The organism is Brevibacterium paucivorans, assembly GCF_016907735.1.
Taxonomy (GTDB): Bacteria; Actinomycetota; Actinomycetes; order Actinomycetales; family Brevibacteriaceae; genus Brevibacterium; species Brevibacterium paucivorans.
On record NZ_JAFBCP010000001.1, the window covers coordinates 700,451 to 720,131 of the forward strand.

The 19,681-nt window shown below is 58.9% G+C and carries 19 protein-coding genes and 1 riboswitch; of the genes, 2 read left to right on the forward strand and 17 right to left on the reverse strand.

Annotated features, from left to right (window positions below):
• Positions 1–219: 219 nt before the first annotated feature.
• The 3 genes from JOE56_RS03290 to JOE56_RS03300 all read right to left on the reverse strand — a co-directional run bounded on the left by JOE56_RS03290 (position 220) and on the right by JOE56_RS03300 (position 4,415).
• Positions 220–2,640 (reverse strand): bifunctional metallophosphatase/5'-nucleotidase, encoded by a 2,421-nt coding sequence (locus JOE56_RS03290; RefSeq protein WP_204514812.1) that lies wholly within the window; start codon positions 2,638–2,640, stop codon positions 220–222.
• A gap of 143 nt (positions 2,641–2,783) precedes the next feature.
• Entirely contained in the window at positions 2,784–3,710 is a 927-nt protein-coding gene (gene truA / locus JOE56_RS03295; protein ID WP_204514813.1) for a tRNA pseudouridine(38-40) synthase TruA, read from the reverse strand.
• Positions 3,711–4,415, reverse strand: a complete 705-nt coding sequence (locus tag JOE56_RS03300; protein WP_204514814.1) for a LemA family protein — start codon at positions 4,413–4,415, stop codon at positions 3,711–3,713.
• 163 nt (positions 4,416–4,578) lie between these two features.
• On the opposite strand from JOE56_RS03300, the gene JOE56_RS03305 reads away from it, so the two are divergent.
• Positions 4,579–5,754 carry a glycosyltransferase family 4 protein gene (locus tag JOE56_RS03305; RefSeq protein ID WP_204514815.1) on the forward strand — a complete coding sequence of 392 codons (1,176 nt, stop codon included), beginning with the start codon at positions 4,579–4,581 and terminating at the stop codon, positions 5,752–5,754.
• A gap of 12 nt (positions 5,755–5,766) precedes the next feature.
• On the opposite strand, the gene JOE56_RS03310 is transcribed toward JOE56_RS03305, so the two are convergent.
• From JOE56_RS03310 to guaB, 13 genes are all read right to left on the reverse strand, one after another.
• Entirely contained in the window at positions 5,767–6,309 is a 543-nt protein-coding gene (locus JOE56_RS03310; RefSeq protein WP_204514816.1) for an energy-coupling factor transporter transmembrane component T family protein, read from the reverse strand.
• A gap of 68 nt (positions 6,310–6,377) precedes the next feature.
• Complete coding sequence (locus JOE56_RS03315) at positions 6,378–7,073, reverse strand: energy-coupling factor ABC transporter ATP-binding protein (RefSeq protein ID WP_204514817.1); 696 nt, start codon at positions 7,071–7,073, stop codon at positions 6,378–6,380.
• Positions 7,070–7,678, reverse strand: coding sequence for a biotin transporter BioY (locus JOE56_RS03320; protein ID WP_239271038.1), 609 nt, complete (start codon positions 7,676–7,678; stop codon positions 7,070–7,072). The genes JOE56_RS03315 and JOE56_RS03320 overlap by 4 nt, the downstream gene beginning before the upstream one ends.
• A gap of 129 nt (positions 7,679–7,807) precedes the next feature.
• Positions 7,808–9,388: a glutamine-hydrolyzing GMP synthase gene (guaA, locus tag JOE56_RS03325; protein WP_204514819.1), complete on the reverse strand. Its 1,581-nt coding sequence runs from the start codon at positions 9,386–9,388 to the stop codon at positions 7,808–7,810.
• A gap of 32 nt (positions 9,389–9,420) precedes the next feature.
• On the reverse strand, positions 9,421–9,876 hold the full coding sequence (locus JOE56_RS03330) for a DUF3817 domain-containing protein (protein WP_204514820.1): 456 nt from the start codon (positions 9,874–9,876) through the stop codon (positions 9,421–9,423).
• A gap of 30 nt (positions 9,877–9,906) precedes the next feature.
• Positions 9,907–10,716, reverse strand: a complete 810-nt coding sequence (locus JOE56_RS03335) for an SURF1 family protein (RefSeq protein WP_204514821.1) — start codon at positions 10,714–10,716, stop codon at positions 9,907–9,909.
• 25 nt (positions 10,717–10,741) lie between these two features.
• A complete protein-coding gene (locus JOE56_RS03340) occupies positions 10,742–11,860 on the reverse strand; it encodes a GuaB3 family IMP dehydrogenase-related protein (RefSeq protein ID WP_204514822.1) in 1,119 nt (372 codons plus the stop codon).
• Positions 11,861–11,880: 20 nt separating this feature from the next.
• The gene (locus JOE56_RS03345) at positions 11,881–13,026 is read right to left on the reverse strand and encodes an alcohol dehydrogenase catalytic domain-containing protein (protein ID WP_204514823.1); all 1,146 of its coding nucleotides are present in this window, start codon (positions 13,024–13,026) and stop codon (positions 11,881–11,883) included.
• Positions 13,027–13,108: 82 nt separating this feature from the next.
• On the reverse strand, positions 13,109–13,864 hold the full coding sequence (locus JOE56_RS03350; protein ID WP_204514824.1) for a TenA family protein: 756 nt from the start codon (positions 13,862–13,864) through the stop codon (positions 13,109–13,111).
• Between the two features lie 64 nt (positions 13,865–13,928).
• Positions 13,929–14,783, reverse strand: coding sequence for a bifunctional hydroxymethylpyrimidine kinase/phosphomethylpyrimidine kinase (gene thiD / locus JOE56_RS03355; RefSeq protein ID WP_204514825.1), 855 nt, complete (start codon positions 14,781–14,783; stop codon positions 13,929–13,931).
• 46 nt (positions 14,784–14,829) lie between these two features.
• On the reverse strand, positions 14,830–15,531 hold the full coding sequence (thiE, locus tag JOE56_RS03360; RefSeq protein WP_204514826.1) for a thiamine phosphate synthase: 702 nt from the start codon (positions 15,529–15,531) through the stop codon (positions 14,830–14,832).
• Entirely contained in the window at positions 15,528–16,412 is an 885-nt protein-coding gene (thiM, locus tag JOE56_RS03365; protein ID WP_204514827.1) for a hydroxyethylthiazole kinase, read from the reverse strand. Before thiM ends, thiE begins: the two co-directional genes overlap by 4 nt.
• A riboswitch (TPP riboswitch) is annotated at positions 16,403–16,493 on the reverse strand. (Overlaps the previous gene by 10 nt.)
• Positions 16,494–16,531: 38 nt before the next feature.
• The gene (gene guaB, locus JOE56_RS03370; RefSeq protein ID WP_204514828.1) at positions 16,532–18,058 is read right to left on the reverse strand and encodes an IMP dehydrogenase; all 1,527 of its coding nucleotides are present in this window, start codon (positions 18,056–18,058) and stop codon (positions 16,532–16,534) included.
• 169 nt (positions 18,059–18,227) lie between these two features.
• Between guaB and JOE56_RS03375 the strand changes: the two genes are divergently transcribed.
• The gene (locus JOE56_RS03375; RefSeq protein WP_204514829.1) at positions 18,228–18,623 is read left to right on the forward strand and encodes an HsmA family protein; all 396 of its coding nucleotides are present in this window, start codon (positions 18,228–18,230) and stop codon (positions 18,621–18,623) included.
• A 50-nt stretch (positions 18,624–18,673) separates the two neighbouring features.
• On the opposite strand, the gene JOE56_RS03380 is transcribed toward JOE56_RS03375, so the two are convergent.
• Positions 18,674–19,633, reverse strand: a complete 960-nt coding sequence (locus JOE56_RS03380; protein WP_204514830.1) for a pseudouridine synthase — start codon at positions 19,631–19,633, stop codon at positions 18,674–18,676.
• Positions 19,634–19,681: the final 48 nt, after the last annotated feature.

Consider the following 19,681-nt stretch of genomic DNA (forward strand, 5'->3'; position numbering starts at 1 on the left):
ATCGCCAGTGCAGTTCTGTCATGTTGTACGAAGAGCACCTTCGCCTCAACCTGCAACGCGACTAGAGGTTTTGTGGCATGTGCATTGACGTACGCAACGACTACCTAATCTAATGCATTCGACCCCTCCCAAGCAAATGCATGGGAGGGGTCGAATCGTGTGTTCGCTCACGGGGTGAGTGGGTCCACCTTCGCCGAGGTGTCTCTCACCTGTGTGCGCTTACTTGCGACGTGCGCGGGTCAGTCCAACTGCGGTTGCACCAACAGCAAGCAACGCGATTCCTGCGGCAATCATGCCAGCGGTTTCGATACCGGTGCGTGGCAGTGGCTTGCCGTTACCGCTGTTTGCTGGTTCGTCCTGTGCGTTGTTGGAACCGTCCTTGTCAAGGGTTCCCTGACCGGGTTCTTCCTGACCTTCGTCAGATCCACCCTTGTCAGTACCTTCTTCAGTGCCTTCGCCGGTACCTTCGTCAGATCCGCCACGGTCCGAGCCCTCTTCTGAGCCCTCACCAGTTCCTTCGTCGGAGCCACCCTTGTCAGGGTCACCCATGTCTCCCGAGGAGTCGTCACCAGGCTTGGTGCCGTTTGAGGAGTCATCTGGCTTTTCTTCAGCGACGAAGCCCATCTTGGTTTCACGCATGATTGGGAGTGGGTTGTTGTCCCACCACTCAGCGTCTGGGTCGGCAACCAGGGTGCTGTTGAACTCTTTCGCACCGTCGGTCTTGTCGGAGTTACGGACCAGGTGGAACTTCACCTCAGTTTCGCCGGCCTTAACCTTGTCGACGCGAACGGTGTTTTCAGTACCTTCGATAACCTTGGCGTCGTCCCATTTCACGTCGAAGCCCTTAGGGGCTTCAACCGTGAAGAGCAGGTTCTCAGCTTCGACCTTCGACTTAATCTTGAGGGAGAAGTCGTTCTTCGTCTTGTCTGGAGCGTAAACTTCTGCGGTTGCGTCTCCGCTACGCAGAATGTCTTTTGCGAAGTCAGCCTGGCGTTCCTTCTTGTCAGGCGATACCGGCGAGTTCTTTTCGAAGTACTTCTGCCAGATTTCAAAGTCGGTCAGACCGGACTGTTCGAATGTACCCTTTGCGAAGGCTCCGAAGTTGTCACCGCCGTTTGCCAGGAACGACAGGGTAGCTACACGGTATTCCTTTGCAGGGTCAATGTCTTCTCCGTTGACCTTGACTGACTTAACCCGCTTAGCTGGGTCTTCAGCGCTCGAGTCGTAGATAACGCTCAGTTCTTTCGAGATACCCAAGTGCAGGAATGGGCGCGATGCTTCAGCCGGTTGCCACTGCTGAGCGAAGAGTTCGATGACGTCTTCACCCTTCATGGTGACAACACCGTGGTCGTTAGCAAACGGAAGAACCTGGTTGAGTTCACCGTCGGTGACAACACCCTTGCCTTCCTTCAGCTTGCCTTTGCCAAAGTAGTCGTCCATCTTCATGTCAGTGCGCAGACCACCTGGGTTGGTGATACCGAAGTCAGCTTCTTTCAGGTTGGAGTACGTGACACCTTCCTTCAGAGCGTCTGCAACCAGGTTCCCCAGGGTGCTTTCTGCACCGCGGTCTTCTGAACCGTCTTCTTTGAATGCACGCGTGATGTCTTCGGTGATTTCACCGGCTTTAACCGATCCGACCTTTTGAGCTTTCGCTTCTGCGTCGTCGATGATCTTCTTGGCACCTGCAGGCACGTTGTCCTTGTAGGCGGTCACCTTTCCGCGGTCATCGCGTTCGGTTCCAACACCTTCAACTTCGATCAGTTCAGAGGACTTAACGGTCCAGTCGCCGTTACCTTCTGACGTGAGGCGCACATCAGCAAGTGCTTCACCGTAGTTAGCGGCCTGAACCACTGGGCGGGTGCGGTCGGTGCCTGGAATCTTAGCCTTCAGGTTCATCTCGATGTGCGAGTGACCAAAGAACATTGCGTCGATAGAAGGGTCAGCTTCTTCTACCAGCGAACCGAACTCGTCGTTTGAAGCAACAGCTTCTTTGATACTGCCAGCGGACGAAGGCCCGGTGTGCGCTTCCAGAATCGTGATGTCAGGCTTTTCGTCTGAAGCTTCGAGTTCTTTAGCTGCCTTGTTGACTGCCTTGACGGGGTCGATGAAGTCGATCTTCGAGATTCCGTCCGGCGATACCAGAGCCTTGGTGTCCTTGGTGACTACACCAATAACAGCCACCTTGACGCCGTTGACATCGTACGTGGTGTAAGCGGGGAACGCCGGTTCGTCGGTTCCCTTCTTCACAACATTGGCACCCAGGTGCTGGAACTTGGTGTCACGGCTAGTGATGTCGTCGTATCCGCGGTCGAATTCGTGGTTACCCACAGCCGAAGCGTCAAGGCCCAGTTCGTCGAGGTACTCAAGGGTGGGGTTGTCCTTCTGCGAGGAGGATGCGTAGGTGGATGCACCAATGTTGTCACCAGCAGACAGGAACGTGGAGGTTTCCTGGCGGTTGTCAGAGACAGCGGCGGCGAGGTCGGCACCCACACCCGACCCGATTCGTCCGTGGAAGTCGGTGATGTTCAGAATCTGGAATTCGGTGCCCTTGTCGGCTACACCGAACGCAGGGAGCGCTCCAAGTGGCGACACGACAGCGAGAGCTGACACAGCCGCAAATGCGCGGGTTGTTCGCTTCATAATGTCCTCATCAAGGGAGTGAAATTAACAAATGTTCTCAATTCCTATCAGCGGAGCATGAACTTGAGGTAAACCACAGCAATGACTGCGTAAATGATGTGAGCCGGTCACGCGAACAACTCACATCGCCACCCCAACTCGCGCTACTCAGCGTCTCTTCGAGCGCGGGTTTGCTGATTGCGCACGGCCCACTCGCCAGGCTCGGGGTACCCCACGTCTTCCAAAACCAGCCCGTGAGCTGGGAAAACAAACATGGGGAACTCGGAACGACCTCGGCGGGCTTCTTCGCACATGCCAACCAACCCATCCGGCGCCCACTTACCCTCCCCCACCTTGACGAGGCCGCCCACCAGGGCGCGCACCATGTGGTGGCAGAATGCGTCGGCGCGTAGGAAGAACTCGATCACGCCGTTGCAATCGCGCGCCACCCGCAGTTCTTCCAACGTGCGAATGGTGGTCGAACCTTCTCGTGGCTTGCAGAAGGGAAGGAAGTCGCGCAGTCCGCACGCCTGTTGGGCAGCCGCACTCATCGCAGCAACATCCAGGTCCATTCTGTGCGCCACGGTGAAAGCAGCGGTGAGCGGGTCGGTAAACGCTTGCGGATCGGCCAGTCGGTACGTGTAGGAGCGCCACAGAGCAGAAAAACGGGCGTCGAAATCGGAATGCACGACCGCGACGTCGTGGATCACAATGTCACCGGCGTCCTGGTGGGCAAGCACACCGCGCAACCGAGACTTCAACCCTTGAGCCGGCGTTCGTTGCTCGCCCCGCGCCCGAGGTTGCCCCACCAACCGCGGAAAGTCGCCTTGGGCAATGTCCACATGGACGACCTGCCTGCGTGCGTGAACTCCCGCGTCCGTACGGCCGGCTACCGTCACGCGAACCGGGGTGCTGAGAATCCGGGCGAGCGCAGTTTCGAGTTCCCCTTGCACGGTGCGCAGATGTGGTTGAAGCGCCCACCCGTGGAAGTTGGTGCCTACGTACCCCAGGCCGATCCGAAAGCGTTGGTGCTGATCAGCCTGGCTCGGCACCTCTGTTTGGCGCGACTCCTCAGCGTTGCGAGCCGTCACTTAGCCGAACACGCTTCCTGGCCGGTACCCCGTGCCTTTTTCACGCTCGGATGTGCGGTTGGCGATGGGCACGTCATCGGTAAGTTCGTTGGGCGTGTAAGCGATGTACGCGAAGTTCCGATACACCCGCATCAGCGGGCGCGAGATCCACGAGGAACGCATCGTCGAATACTGCATAACAACCAGGTTGTAATAGCGCACGGCCGCTGACAGGCGGTGCTCCACCATGAGGAGGTGTTCGTAGAGGTCGTGGAGTTGGACGTGGCACCGTTCGTGGGTTTGGTTGGTTTCGCCTCGCACCTTCGCAATCTGCGCTAATGCGTCAATCGCCGAGGTGAGTTGGTCTTCCGCTGGCCCCACACTGGCCGTTGTGTCACCTGGAGTTGCAGGCTCTTCCGTGCCCACCGAGACGGCCTGGGTGAGGGCAGATGAAAGTTCACGGCAGGCCACGTCTCGTTCCGCAGTTGAGCCGATTGCCGCACCGTCGCCGACATCAACACTGCTATTACCGCGACACGCGCGCGCAAGGCTCACAAATTCCGGAACGAGTGCGTGACGTTGTTCGCGTTGCACATTGACCTGGCGTAACGCTTCTAGGCACAGGTCTCGGGCGAGTGACAGCTGGTTGTTGCGGATCACAAGAACGATCGCAGACGCAGCGACAACGACCAGGACAATCAGAAGAATTGCCAAAGCCCACGCCACCGTTTGCTCCTTTAGTTCAATGACACTTTCGCCGGATATGACTGGATATCAATCGCGACGTCTGCACGCCCCGTTATTACCCACCGGTTAAGTTTACCGTTTAGTTAGCCATTGTTCGTACTGACACCGTCTTTATGTTACTTCACTGAGGTCTAATGCAGGTGTGAGAGTTGCGATTATTGCTGAGTCCTTCTTGCCCCAGACCAACGGCGTCGTTCACACGGTCGTTCGAGTCCTTGAACACTTGGCTGAGCGAGGTGACGACGTCATCGTGATCGCCCCCGGCTCTCGTCACGACTCCCCCACCGAACTTTCGGGCGCTCGTATTGTGCGAGTGCCCTCTTTTGCGATGCCTAAGTACCGCAAGGTTCGGGTTGCTCCTGGTGGCGTTCCTCGCATCCGCCGCATTCTGGCCGACTACGACCCAGACGTCGTTCACCTGGCTTCCCCGTTCGTCCTGGGATGGCGCGGTGTGCTCGCAGCTCAGGACCTGGGCATCCCGTCAGTAGCTGTGTACCAGACTGAAGTACCCGCCTACGCCGCACGCTACGGTCTGCGCGGAGTGGAAAACCTCATGTGGAACCACGTGCGCAACATCCACCAGCACGCATCGCTGACTCTCGCTCCGTCTTCGTTCACGATCGACCAGCTCCAAAGCCACGGGGTAGCTAATGTGCGGTTGTGGGCCCGAGGTGTTGACTCGACCCGCTTTGACCCCAGCCACCGCTCGGAAGAGTGGCGGGCGCGCATGTCCCCTGAAGGCAAGAAGATCGTTGGTTTCGTTGGGCGCCTAGCAGTCGAGAAGCAGGTCGAAGACTTGGTGCGATTGGGCAACATTCCCAACGTTCAGTTGGTCATTGTGGGTGAGGGACCACAGCGTGCCCGCCTGCAACAACTCCTGCCAAACGCCGTTTTCACTGGCTTCCTGGGTGGGGCCGCTTTGGCTCAGGCAGTTGCGAGCTTTGACGTCATGGTGTCCCCAGGCGAGTTTGAAACGTTCTGCCAGACCATCCAAGAGGCAATGGCAAGCGCCGTTCCCGTGGTGGCCCCAGCCCGAGGTGGCCCACTGGACTTGGTCGACCACTCCCGCACCGGATGGCTGTACACACCAGGCGATCTCAGCGCTATGGAACGTCACGTCCGTGACCTGGTAGGTGACGACGCTAAGCGAGCAGCGTTCGGTGAAGCGGCTCGCAAGGTGGTCTTGGGACGTACGTGGAAGAGCGTGTGCTCACAGCTGGTGGGTCACTACGCTTCAGCGATCGATTCGCCTGCCCCACAGGTGATCGGCCGGTCGCTCATCGGCGCCCCTCGCTGGGCACAGGACCGCGTCAGCTAAACAAGGACCGCACTAATCCAGGATCCCGCGAGCTTCAAGTGCGCGACCGGTGTCTTGTGCGTACTTCACGGCGCCTAACATGACCGGAACGGTGCGGGCGCGGATATCATTTTCTAATCCGCGCGCGCTCGCCGCGTCTTGTGCCGTGTCGGCCAAGTCTGCCAGGTAAGAAACACTGCGCACCGCGATCGCTGCTGCGAGCGCCGGCACCTGCGGGCGGATCCCTACGAGCTTCAAGGGTTGCACCAGCATGCTGAAAAGATCCAGCAACATCGACAAAGGCGTCGACAGCATGAAGATCTGAGCACTCACGACGCACGTGATCATCACCGTGATGATGCGCGCGGCATTCCACCAGTCGCTCAAGAACACGTGGACTACCACCAGCAACAAGAAAATGAGCCACATCCGTCGAATGGGCCCCAGAATCTGACCCAGGCTCATCTTGGCTGTCAACCCAATCAGAACCAGCATCACGATGAGACCAGCGTTCACAAACGGGTTGCGAGCCAGCATCACCACCAAAGTCAACACCGTCAGTGAAGCGAATTTCACGCCCACTGGAGCCGCGTGCAACCACCCACGACGAGGCGAGCACACCCCCAAAAACTGTTGCCGACGCCTCATGCGACACTCGCTCGGTACTCGGCAACCACCTCGGCCGGGGCGCCCATGCCACACACCTGCCCGCTGTCGATAAACACACACTCATGCCCGTCCAGCGCAAAATCCAGGTCGTGGGTAGAAAACACCACCTGGACACCGCGCCGGTCCACCAGATCACGTAGCGTGCGCCGCAGAAGAAGCGTGTTCTTCAAGTCCAGCAGGGTCGCCGGCTCATCGAGCACCAGAACCTCGGGGTCCACCGCCAACACCGTCGCCAACGCGACCAGCTGGCGCTGCCCGCCAGACAGTTCGTAAACGGAGCGACTGGCGAGGTCCTCCACCCCGAGTTCGGCGAGCATGGCCATCGCGGCCGGTTTGCGTTCAGCCTTGGGCAGGTGACGCAGGGACAGCTGCACGTCCTCGACCACCGTAGGCATGACCAGCTGGGCGGCGGGGTCGCTGAAGACGAACCCCACGCGCTTGCGCACTTCCTTGAGGTTTTGCGTGACGCTGAGCTCACCTACGCGAACATCGCCCGAGGTGGGTGTCATCAGACCGTTGATCATCTGGAGGAAGGTGGTCTTGCCCGATCCGTTGGGGCCAATGACTGACGTCATTGGCTGTGTGAGCGTGACCGAGGTGGTGTCGAGGAGGACCCTTTCGGGCCCTCCAACTTCGTCGATCGCCACCCGCGCGGCGTCAAACGTGATCACCGGCGCACCAGCACGGTGGGGAAGGCACGGTGAACCATGAGTGCAATTGCACCGGCGAGAATGTTCTTCACAAGGTCGCCAGGCCAGAATGGAATGTCCGCCAAGAACGCTGCACCCAGTGGAACGTCAGCGTTGAAGTGAATACCGAACGCACCAATGGGCCACACAATGAGGTAACGGGCAACCAGAGCCGCACCGACCAGGGCGAGCCACAGTTTCACACCGGTGAGCTTCTTAACAGACATCTGCGCCAGTAGACCAATGAGACCTGCAAAGAATGGGAAAGACACCAGGTAGCCTGCGCTGGGTCCTGCGAGTGCACCCAGGCCCCCAGAACCGCCAGCAAACACGGGAAGTCCGATCAGGCCCAGCACCAGGTACAGGCCGGTTGCTGCGAATGCGCGCCATGCGCCCAAGACCATTCCGGAGATCGCGATCGTGAGGGTTTGCACCGTGATTGGTACGCCGACTCCGCCGACCGGAATAGGCGGGATCAGCGCGGATACCCAAATGAGGGCCGCGAAGACCGCGATATAAGCGACGTCCATGCCCACGCTACGCGCTTGTGGCGCGCGGCGTGCTTCAGCCGAAGTGGAAGTAGACATTTCATTCTCCTTGTACACAGGTTCACCCACCCTGGGTGAAATCTCACCTAGTGTAACTGAACGGCGTTCAGGAGATGTAACTGGGGCGCGGGGTGCCTCAGTTTGGGCCCACGGTTGGGGCTTTGTGGTTTACTCCCATTCGATGGTGCCGGGTGGCTTCGACGTGATGTCGAGGACCACCCGGTTGATTTCGTCCACCTCGTTGGTGATGCGGTTGGAAATTGTGGAGAGCACGTCGTACGGCACGCGAGTCCAGTCGGCTGTCATAGCGTCTTCGCTGGATACTGGGCGCAACACGATGGGGTGGCCATAGGTACGACCGTCGCCCTGCACACCCACCGAACGCACATCGGCCAGGAGTACCACAGGGCACTGCCAAATGCTGTCATCCAGCCCTGCTCGCGTGAGTTCTTCGCGGGCAATTGCGTCTGCTTCGCGAAGCACGTCGAGGCGGTCACGTGTCACTTCACCAATGATGCGGATACCCAGACCAGGGCCGGGGAACGGCTGGCGTCCCACAATGACTTCAGGCAAGCCCAATTCGCGTCCGATCGCACGGACTTCGTCTTTAAACAGCGCGCGCAGAGGTTCGACCAGCTTGAACTGGAGGTCTTCAGGCAATCCACCCACATTGTGGTGGCTCTTAATGTTGGCGGTTCCCGAACCACCTCCGGATTCCACCACGTCTGGGTACAGCGTGCCCTGCACCAAAAATTCGATGGGTTCTGCGTCGTTGCGCGACTGGGCAACCAAGTCAGCAGCGGCCGTTTCAAACACACGGATGAACTCGCGCCCAATGATCTTGCGCTTCGCTTCAGGGTCAGTGACACCGGCCAGCTCATTCAGGAACTGGTCTGCGGCATCGACGGTCACCAACCGCACGCCTGTCGAAGCCACGTAGTCCTGTTCGACCTGCTTGCGTTCGTCTTTTCGCAGCAACCCGTGGTCAACAAAAACACACGTGAGCTGATCGCCCACCGCTTTGTGGACGAGAGCAGCTGCAACCGCGGAGTCGACTCCACCGGACAACGCGCAGATCACCTGCTTGTCCCCCACCTGCTGGCGGATCAGTTCAACCTGTTCGTCAATGACATTTCCAGCAGTCCACGTAGGTTCAAGTCCAGCGATTGAGTGCAAGAAGTTTTCCAGGGTTGCCTGGCCATACTCGGAGTGGAGCACTTCCGGGTGCCACTGCACACCGGCGAGTTTACGCTCAACACATTCAAACGCCGCAACGGGAGCCCCCGGAGTGGACGCAACAACGGTGAAACCTTCAGGCGCTTGCGCCACAGAATCGGAGTGCGACATCCATACGGTCTGATTTTCTGGCTGACCCTTTAGCAGCTGGGACGGCTCAGACACGCTCAAGGGCGTTGAGCCGTACTCACGCGACCCCGTGTGGGCAACCTTGCCACCGAAGTTGTGAGCCATCGACTGGAACCCGTAACAGATGCCAAACATGGGCACACCCAGTTCATACACCTCGGGATCCAAACTGGGAGCCCCTTCCGCGTACACGGAAGACGGCCCGCCAGACAGCACAACGGCAACTGGGTCACGGTCAGCGAACTCTTGAGCGGAAGCAGTGTGCGGAATAACTTCAGAGAACAAGCCAGCTTCACGAACGCGACGCGCAATCAGCTGAGCGTACTGTGCTCCGAAATCCACCACCAAGACGGGGCGTGAAGAAGTGGGAATGGAAGGTTGCATACCGTCATCCTATCGAGCAAATACCAGGAAAATTAATCTGCCGGCGCAATAACGACAGCTTCGTCCAAACGCTTTTCAACTTCGTGGTGAACCTTGCGCTCCCAAATAAACGACATGACCGGGACAACACCCGCAAGAGCCAGCACGAGCATCCGGCGAAGCGACCACTTCATGGAGGTGGTCAGCCACCAGCTGGCCACCAGGTACACCACGTAGCACCATCCGTGCGAGATCGCGATCGCCGCACCCAGGTTGAAGTTACCGATGAGGAGCGCGGTTGAAGGGTCACCGCCCATCAGCGGGGTAATGATGTACTTGTAAATCATTTCAAGCGTCAGAATCATCAGCATGGTACCCGTAATCAGGGCCATGACACGGTAGAAACGTTCCGCATTACGCGCCGAGGTGTATCGCGAAACCGTAAACACCGTTTCCGGATCGTGCGAGTTTTCGTCAAACTCGGGTCGTTGATCTTGCGGATCCTGCACTGTGTGTCCTCTCAAATAGCTAGCGCGACGCTAGTTGCCCAGGTTTTTCTGCCCTGGCTTTTTTACCACAACGAAGTTTTGGTGCTGGTTGTGCGTTTGTTGACGGTATGCGTCGCGCAAGAGTCGCCACCAGATATAGAAAGCGAACCCGGCGAACACTAACCATTCCACCGCATAAAACGCTGACTGCACATCTAAACCACCGGATTCTTGCGCGTGAAATGTCACGTGTTCAAGTTCGGGCCCTGAGGCTTGAGCGCGTTGGTCCGGTTCAGGGAACAGGATCGCGCCGTAAGAATACACGTCAAAATAGTTCACCAGCTGCGCTGTTGAAACCGTACTCACGACCTTATCCCCCACAGCTGGCTCAGGCGCTTCGGTGGGGCCCATACGTGCAACCAGCGTGTGTTTCCCGCTTGGGGCTTGCGAGCTACGCGCGGTTGCTTCATCGGGGGTAAAACCGCGGATCACAGGGATCGCAACGGACTTCTTTCCGCTCAAACCACCACCCAGACGCGCCTTGTCGACTGCGAACATGGTGACGACCCAGTATCCGCGTTGGCCATCCTGGTGACGTCCTTCAACCAACACTGTGGCTTCCGGGACATATGAGCCGGACACTTCTACCAAGCGGTCAGCTTCGCGCGACGCCATGGGAACTTGAGCCGACACCACTTCGTTGAGTGGCGTCTTGTCATTGGCAAACGCGCTGGTATGCACGTCGTTCTTGTGTTGCGCACGGTCTACTTGCCACATGGACAGGAACACAAAAGTGGTCGCCAAAACAAGGACCAGAACAAACCCCCCAATCCATTTAGGGGTGAAAGCCAAACGCAACATGAAGCGACAGTACCCTTACACGTTTTTAGACGTACGGAGCAACCGTCACGTCAACCCGCTGGAACTCCTTGAGATCCAGGTAACCGGTTGTGGCCATGGCCCGGCGGAGCGCTCCGGCCAGGTTAACTTCACCTACAGCGGAGTGGCCGGGGCCGAAGAGCAACTGCTCAAGCGGGGCAACCGTACCCATTTCGACGCGACGGCCACGTGGCAAGTGAGAGTGGTGAGCTTCGGCTCCCCAGTGGAAACCTTGACCGGGCGCCTCTTCTGCACGCGAAAGAGTAGAACCGAGCATCACAGCGTCGGCCCCCATGGCAAATGCCTTCACGATGTCACCGGATGTTCCCAAACCGCCGTCGGCGATCACGTGAACATAGCGACCACCCGATTCGTCCATGTAGTCACGGCGGGCCGCGTGAACGTCGGCAATCGCGGTAGCCATGGGCACGTGGATACCCAAAGTACGGCGCGTGGTCGATGCGGCACCGCCACCGAACCCGACAAGAACACCGGCGGCTCCAGTACGCATGAGGTGCAGGCTCGCCGTGTACGTAGCGGCGCCTCCGACGATGACTGGAACGTCGAGTTCATAAATGAAGCGTTTGAGGTTGAGTGGTTCTGCTTCGCTTGAAACGTGCTCCGCGGAGACCGTGGTTCCGCGAATCACAAACAAGTCAACTCCGGCTTCGACGACGGTCTTCCAGAATTCTTGCGTGCGTTGCGGAGTCAGCGCACCAGCGACGGTGACTCCCGCTTCACGGATTTCTTTCAACCGTGCCGTGATGAGTTCGGCCTTGATGGGTTCAGAATAGATTTCTTGCATGCGGACGGTCGCCTGGTTTTCCGGAAGCGACGCGATTTCGTCCAAGTACGGCTGTGGGTCTTCGTAACGCGTCCACAGCCCTTCAAGGTCCAGGACGCCCAGGCCACCGAACTTACCCAATGCAATCGCAGTTGCGGGCGACACAACCGAGTCCATGGGTGCGCCGATGAATGGGAGCTCAAAGTGGTAGGCGTCGATCTGCCATGCCAGCGAAACGTCTTGAGGGTCGCGAGTTCGCCGAGCGGGAATCACCGCTACGTCGTCAAGAGAATAGGAGCGACGCCCCCGCTTACCGCGACCAATTTCAACTTCGTTACTCACCCTTCAAGGGTATCTCACGGTCAGTCAAAGAGAATCACCTGTCGAACAGCTTGACCATCTGCAAGAGTATCCATGGCCGCGTTGATGTCGTCCAGGCGCACGATTCCAGACACCAGTTCTTCAACCGGAAGCTTCCCGTCCCGCCACATCTGTTCGTACTTTGGAATGTCGCGTGAAGGAACAGCGGACCCTAAGTATGAGCCCACAACGGTGCGGGCTTCAGCGGTCAAGGTCAGCGGGTGAATCTGCGAAAGCGCATCAGGAGCAGGCAGACCCACCGTCACGGTTGTTCCGCCCACAGCCGTGGCTGAATACGCGGTTTCAAACGCCTTGGGGTGCCCAGCCGCCTCGATCACAACGGGGGCTTTGACGCCAGCTTCTGCCACCTCGGCCGGGGTGTACACCTGGGACGCACCCAACTTGCGCGCCCTCTCCAACTTCTCCGGGTTGGCATCCACGCCAATCACTTCCCCGGTCCCCACGCTCAACGCGGTGAGCAACGCGGCCATACCCACGCCGCCCAGGCCCACCACCATGATGTCGTCGCCAGGGCCCGGTTTACCCGCGTTCAGCACGGCACCTCCCCCGGTGAGAACGGCACAACCCAGGGGCGCCGCAATTTGGGGTGGGACGTCCGAACCCACCTTGACGATCGAGGCGACGTTGACCACTGCATGGGTGGCGAACACGCTCACACCCAGGTGGTGGTTGATGGGTTCGCCTGCGTGACCGGCTCGCGGGTGGGTGGTTTCGCCGGATTCGCTGAGCCTGCGCACGTCTCCGTCAAAAGGCAGAACGCCGGCGTTGTTCGACGCGGTCCCCGGGGTACACGGGAGCTTTCCGTCGGTCGCACAGTTGGCGCACTGCCCGCACCGAGGCAAGAACACCGTCACCACGTGGTCGCCGGGGGAAAATCCGGTGACGCCCGCGCCCACCTGCTCGACGACCCCGGCGCCTTCGTGCCCCAGCAACATAGGAAGGGGCCGAGGTCGGTTACCGTCCACCACAGACAGGTCAGAGTGGCACAGCCCGGCTGCGGTCATGCGGATGAGTACCTCGTGCGGGCCGGGTTCGTCCAGTTCCACTGACGTGACGTCGAGTGGACGGGACTGCGCGTATGGACGTTGGGCTCGCATTTCGCGTAAGACCGCACCGGTGATTTTCATGAACCCTCCTTGACCCAAGTCAACCTGCGTTGAACTCATGGTATGCGCAACTCAACGCAAAGTGAGGGGTTCTAGCGGACTTTTACTTCACCAGTTCAAAACGCTCCACAACGCGTGCGGACGCCCAGAAGTGCAGTTCGTACATGCACGCCTGACGGAACGTCTTTTCCATCTTTTCGCGTTCAGCGGGGCGCGCGTTTTCCAGCTCGCGTTCCAGAATTTCGACGGCCTGGCGGGTTCCAGCGTCGAACTCTTCCGAGTCGTATTCTTCGATCCACTGCTTGTATGGGTGCGCGTCCATCCCGTCGCCTACCAGGCGGGTGAGCACCTTACCTACGTGGGCATATACCCAGAAGCATGGGAGAACGCCGGCCACTCCCACCTCGTACGGTTCGGTGGTCGCAGTCGCCATGAGGAATGATACGTATCCCAAGGTCGTGGGCGAAGCGACTGGTTTTCCGTTCTCGTCGTTGAGTTCGGCAATGTGGCTTGAAAATTCGGTCGATTCGAGTAGCGCTTCGTGCATTTCGTTTTCTACCGCAACGGCCGTTCCCGCCGAGGTTGCCCAGAACCGCATGTCTTCGTTGTTAGCGGCCCGGTGCCCCAGCAGGAGCATGGTGCGCGCGTACCCGTCCAGGTAGATTTCGTCCTGGATGAGGTAGTTGGTGAATGCGCGTGCGTCCAGGTCACCGGCTGCGAGTTCCTGTAGGTAGGTGAGGTTTTCGGTTGCGGTGATGATGTCGTCGCAGGAGTCCCACAGGGCTTGCGTGCGGGGGCCTGCAACGTAAAGGTTGCGTAGTTCACGACCAATTTCGGCGGCCGAGGTCGTCGTAGTCATGAGTGTTCCTTTCAGTGGGTTGGGTTTGAGTGAGATGGGTTTCAGGGAGGCTGTCAGTCAGACTTCACGGAGATGGGATCGTCACCATGTGGTCAACGGGGCCGTGGGCCCCGTTGGGGTCGAGTGACAGTGTCCAGTCTTTGCCGGATTCCAAAGCGCGAGCGAGGTAGTCAAGGGCGGTGCCGACGACCTCGGGAACATCCAGGGTTCCTTCCAGAGCCTGCCGGGCCGCCAGCGCGGTAATCGCAGCCGAGAGCGTGCACCCGGTTCCGTGGGTGTTGGGGGTGGTGATGCGCTGGTGGCGATATTCGGTGAGAGTGACGTCGGTGCCGTCGTTGAGCGCCAGCACGTCGAGTACCTCGTCGCCGTCACCGTGGCCGCCTTTGACCAGAACACCTCGGGCGCCGCGTTCGATCAGTTCGCGTGCCTGGTAGCGCATGGTGTCGAGGTCGTGGGCGGGTTCAACGTCGTCACCTAAGAGAAGTGCGGCTTCGGGAAGGTTGGGAGTGATGACGTGGGCGGCGGGCACCATGAGCGTGCGCACGGCATCCACGGCGTCTTCTTCAAGCAGTCGGTGCCCGGAGGTGGCCACCATGACAGGGTCGACGACCAGGAAGCCTAAACCACCTCGGCCGGCGCGTTCTGCAACCAACTCAACGAGTTGGCGTGTGCCCAGCATCCCGGTTTTGGTCGCGTCTACGGGCATATCCGTGAGGACCGAATCGAACTGGTCAGACACGAAATCGTTGTCGATCCCGTACACGCGGGAGACTCCGTGTGTGTTCTGTGCGAGCAGCGCGGTAATCACTGAGGTTCCGTATGCGCGCAGGGCCGTGAAGGTTTTTAGGTCGGCGTGAACGCCTGCTCCACCGGAGGGGTCTGTTCCAGCGATACTCAACGCGACAGGGGGTCGTGACATGTCGATCTCCTTAACTGGTTTGGGTTCCCCACAGGGGGTCAGAGGGTCAGTTCTGAAACGCGTGGTGGATTTTGCGTGCCTCGACTTGCGGGTCGGTGGCAAGGCAGATTGCTGATACCACGCATACCCCCGCGACCGAGGTGTCCTTAAGTTGCGCTGCCCGCTCTGCTGTAATTCCGCCAATGGCAAAGACCGGGATCGCCGAGGTGGCAATGAGGTTTTTGAGTGTGTCGACACCCAACCCGGCTGGGGCACCTTCTTTGGTTGCGGTGTCCCACACGGGACCCACACCCAGGAGGTCCACTCCCCCGTTGCCGAAGTCGCCGTGGACGCGGGCGGCTTCGATTTCTTCCGGGGTGTTGGCGGACAGGCCTATCAGTGGGGTGTTTCCGATGAGTTCACGCACTTGAGGCACGCTCGTGTCGTCTTGTCCTACGTGGACGTGAACGTCGTGACCGTCATTGATGAGGCTGGCAGCGACCTTGACGCGGTCGTTGACGAACACGGGCACTGGGCGGGTGATGTTGTTGGTGTGGCGGGCGTTTTCGACGGCTTCGAGAACACTCAACGTGAGTGTGGCGAACGTGTCGTCGGTGGCGTGTTTGTCGCGTACTTGCACGATTCCGGCACCCCCGGCCACGGCCAGTTCAACCGTTTGTGCCACCGTGCGTCCTGCCTGTTCGCACATTTTGGTGTCGGTGATGAAGTACAGGGACGCGTCGATGTCGCTCAAACGAGGGTTGGTCACAGTTCCTCCGTGGTCACGTTGATTGCGTGCAGATCAGTTTCGGTAACTGCGTGAAGTTGGTCCAGGAAATGAACTTTGAAGCTACCTGGCCCGTCTGCCAGTTCGTGTGCGCGCAGACCGGCTGCCGCAAAGTGTGCGTGCGCGGTCACGGTGGCTTGGTGGTAGCGGGTGAGTTTTTCTTCCGTGGTAGTTGATTCGCCGAGGAGGTGGTGGGCTGTTCCTGCATACCCTGCTACGAGCGCTCCCAGGGAGCACCCGGTTCCTACGACGAGTGGCATGTAGGTGGACCCGCCTGAAACGTGGCTGACATAGGTGGTTTCGCCGATCGTGGTGACGATCGCGTCTGTAGGCCCAGAGATGGCCACCACGGACCCGAACTTGCGGCTGAGCTCACGTGCGGCAGGCAAAGCCGACTCAACATCGTCCACTGCTTCGATACCTCGGGCGCCCTGACCCATTCCGGCGAGCCCCGCCACCTCGGACGCGTTTCCACGCACCACGGTGGGGCGTTCGCTTAAGGCCCGGAAAACCCGGGCAGTTCGGAACGGAGCCACTCCCAAACCAACGGGGTCTAACACCCAGGTGGTTCCGTCCTCGGTGCGCTGTTGCACGGCAGCGTCAATGGATAAGTACGTGTGCGAGCTGGGAGTCCCAAAGTTCACCGATACACCGTTGGCGACTTTGGCGAAAGCTGCAGCGTCGGCTTCGTGGTCGATCATGGCAGGTGATGCACCCGATGCAAGCAGAATGTTCGCGGCAACTTCTTGCACCACAGTGTTGGTGATGCATTGCACCAGTGGCGTGAGCTCACGCATGTGGGTGAGAAACGCGGGAGTGAATTCCGGCGCGTTTCCGGTACGACTGTCAGATACAGGCGTCACGCTGACTTCCCTTCGCAGGCATTAACCAAACAGGTTCACGGGTATGATCTCAGCCTTTAAAAGGCACCCCGAGTCTGAACCACACTGTACATGTGGTGTGTGAGTTTCGCGAACTACCTTTAGCGTGACTGGTAGTTGGGCGCTTCCACCGTCATTTGAATGTCGTGTGGGTGGCTTTCTTTAAGTCCAGCTGCGGTCAAGCGCACAAAGCGTCCTTGTTCTTTGAGTTCGGGAATCGTGCGCGCGCCCACGTAGAACATGGTTTGGCGCAGTCCACCCGTGAGTTGGTATGCGACGTTTTTGAGTTCACCGCGGTAAGCGACCCGACCTTCGACGCCTTCTGGGATGAGGTCGGTATCGGTGGCGACATCGGCCTGGAAGTAGCGGTCCTTGGAGTACGAACGCCCCTTACGTGGCGCCATGGCACCCAACGAGCCCATGCCACGGTATGTCTTGTACTGCTTTCCGTTCACCAGGAGCAGTTCACCTGGGGATTCCTTACATCCGGCTAGGAGGCTACCGAGCATCACGGAGTCGGCACCGGCGACCAGTGCCTTGCCAATGTCACCCGAATACTGCAATCCACCGTCACCAATCACCGGAACGCCGGCTTCGCGTGCGGCCTGATAGGCCAGGTGAATCGCGGTGACCTGTGGAACTCCTACACCTGCCACGATGCGGGTGGTGCAGATCGATCCTGGTCCAACTCCAACCTTGATGGCGTCGGCTCCTGCGTCGATGAGTGCTTGGGCGCCTTCGCGGGTGGCGACGTTTCCACCAATAACTTGGACGTGAGAGAAAGCGGAGTCCTTTTTGAGCGTCTTGATCATGTCGGTGACGCCACGTGCGTGACCGTTAGCCGTGTCCACCACGATGACGTCAGCGCCAGCTTCGGCCAGCAGGCCGGCACGCTCCAGCGCGTCTCCGTAGAACCCTACTGCGGCACCTACAAGGAGCCGACCTTCAGAGTCCTTGGACGCCAGGGGGTACTCTTCGCTCTTGACGAAGTCTTTAACGGTGATGAGCCCGCGGATCACATTGTTCTCGTCGACGAGTGGCAGCTTCTCGACCTTGTGTTCAGCAAGGATTTCAAAGGCTTCTTCTGAGCTCACGCCTACTGGAGCTGTGATCAAAGGTGCCTTTGTCATGATTTCGCCAACCGTTTTTGTGGCGAACTCTGCTCGAGGAACGAAGCGCAGGTCACGGTTGGTGATGATTCCCACGAGCACGTTGTTTTCGTCCACAACAGGAAGACCCGAGATGCGGTACTGGCCACACATTTCGTCGAGCTCTTGCAGGGTCTTGTCGGCGGTGATGGTCACGGGGTCGGTGATCATGCCCGACTCCGAGCGCTTTACATAGTCGACCTGGGCTGCCTGGTCTTCTTTGCTTAGGTTGCGGTGGATGATTCCAATTCCACCGATGCGTGCCATGGCAATAGCCATCCGGCTTTCGGTCACCGTGTCCATGGCGGCAGAAATCAGAGGGATGTTGATGTCGAGTTCGCGAGTCAACCGGGTGCGAGTTGAAGCTTCAGACGGGATGACGTCGGTGTCTCCGGGGAGCAACAGGACGTCGTCGTAGGTCAAACCGGTGAGTGAAAACGGATTCTCTGCTTCGCGGAAATGCTGTTCAACTTCGCTCATTGGGCCCCTCCCCTTTTGTCCTACCAATACCCGCAATCCTAACGCTTTCGACTGGCAGTCATGACCGTGAGGGTGTGAGTTTATAAACAGGTGACTCAACCGTTTGGTTGATGGGACAACCAACCCGCTGGGCGATGGATTCGAGAGGGGCTAAGAGCACACTGAAGTTATGTTGATTTTTGCTATTGCTTTCATCACTGCAGCCCTGGTTTTCTACACCATGGGTGTGTGGGCAGAACATAAGAAAAAAGTTCTCACGTGGCCTCATGTGATCCTGTTTGGGCTGGGATTGGTGTGCGACGCAACTGGAACCGAGTTCATGCGCCGAATCGCGCAGTCCGACTCTTTCTCTTTTGGTGGCGAGGCCGCCCAGATCTTGGGGCTCATCATGGCTGTCACCGGAGCGTTGGCGCTTCTGCTCATGGCCATCCACTTTGTGTGGGCGCTTTACGTCATGATCAAAGGTTCGGACCGTGCGCGTGCAGTGTTCCACAAATTTTCTCTTGTGGTGTGGGGTATTTGGCTGGTCCCCTACTTCACCGGAATGGTTGGCGGAATGCTGTAGTGTAACGGCGCAAAACGAGCGAAACTACGCAATATATTGCGCCGTCATGCTCACTTTGCGCCGTTTGGACTCAATTTGATCCTGGACGCAAAGCGGCGTTCCTCACCACTGAGCGGGTCTCGGAACTCAAGCCCAACGGCACACAAACGCAGCGGGTGCGAAAAGTCGTACGGGTCCTGGTCCAGGTCGTGTGGGTAAACGGGATCACCCAGGATCGGCACGCCTGCGCCTAACATGTGAACCCGCAACTGATGAGTTTTGCCCGTGTGCGGAGTGAGCACAAACCGGCCAACAGGATCACCCTCATACGTGCCAACCACGTGTGAAAACTCGATACGAGAACGCGCGTTGATGGGCCCGTCGACTTCTCTAACACCACGTGTTCCCTTGTCTTTTTCGATCCGCGACTCGCACTCACGCGGAAACGCCGCCGGGTCAAAGTCGCCCGGAAGAATCGCTAAGGCCTCATAGGTTTTATCCACTTTTCGGTCTTGAAAAAGCCGCTGATACGCCCCGCGCGTGCCCGGATTGCGCGATAAAATCAAGAGCCCGGCCGTCACACGGTCAAGCCGGTGAATGGCCACCAGGTCCGGTTCGTCACGTTCTACCCGCAACCGTGTGACCACGCATTCGCGTACAAATCGCCCATTTGGTGTCGAGGCCAGGAAGTGAGGTTTGTCCACTACCAGCAGGTGTTCGTCCTCATGCACCACGGTCACGTCGAACGGCACGCGCGCTTCCGGCGGCACGATCCGGTGGAAGAAGTAGAAGCCGCCCGGGGTCACAGGTGTCTCCAGGGTGACCGGCCTGCCGTTTTCGTCTACGAGCCCACCCCCGGCAGGATCGGCGATGTAGTCGAGCTCCTCACGCGAATCCGGGAAGTCGGCTAACAGCCAGTCGCGGACAGTCGCGGGAACTGGTTCGTGTTGGCGGGAGTGCGTCTGATTGCCGCCAGGTGCGCGCAACCGGGTTGCGCTGATCCCTTCCCGAGGTCGTAGCGGGCTTCTCATGCCCCTTACCCTACCGACACCTCGGGCGCCATCAGCCAAACGGCCTGA